The organism is Streptomyces sp. AC627_RSS907 (genome assembly GCF_019049165.1).
Map to the genome: position 1 here is coordinate 1 of NZ_JAGMUE010001573.1, position 587 is coordinate 587.

Genomic DNA, 587 nt, shown 5'->3' on the forward strand with positions numbered 1-587 from the left:
TTCCAGATGAGCCTGGGCCTGACCATCGGCTGGTCGGCCGCCCTCGTACTGAGCGTCCCGCTGGGCCACCTGGCCGACCGGGTGGGCCCGCGGGGAACATCGGTCACCCTCTTCGTCTGCGCGGCCCTGTCGGTGGCCTCCTTCATCTTCATCACCTCCTTCGTGCCGTTCATCATCGCCTCGTGCGCGTACGCGGTGAGCCAGCGCGGCGGCTCGGCCGCCGAACAGGCGCTGCTCGCCGGCCTGGTGCCCAAGGACCAGGTGACCCGGGTGCGGGCGTTCGTCCAGTCCAGCTACAACGCGGGCATGACGATCGGCGCCGGCCTCGGCGGCCTCGTGCTGCTCTTCGACCGACAGGGCGCGTACTACGCCGCGTTCGCGCTGAACGGCATCGCCTTCCTGGTCGCCGCCTACATCCTGCGCCGACTGCCGGCCGTGGCCCCGGTCCCGAAGGCGCCGCCCTCCCCGGACGGCAGGCCGGCCAGCAAGTCGGTCTTCCGGAACGCCCCGTACGTGGTGATCAGCGTCCTGAACACGGTGCTGCTGCTGTACGTACCGCTGATCGCCGTGGCCCTGCCGCTGTGGAT

At 70.7% G+C, this 587-nt stretch carries 1 protein-coding gene; it reads left to right on the plus strand.

Annotation, left to right across the window (positions count from 1 at the left end):
* Window positions 1–587, plus strand: a 587-nt coding sequence (locus tag KUM32_RS43065; RefSeq protein WP_217146983.1) for an MFS transporter, incomplete at both ends; no start/stop codon positions are given.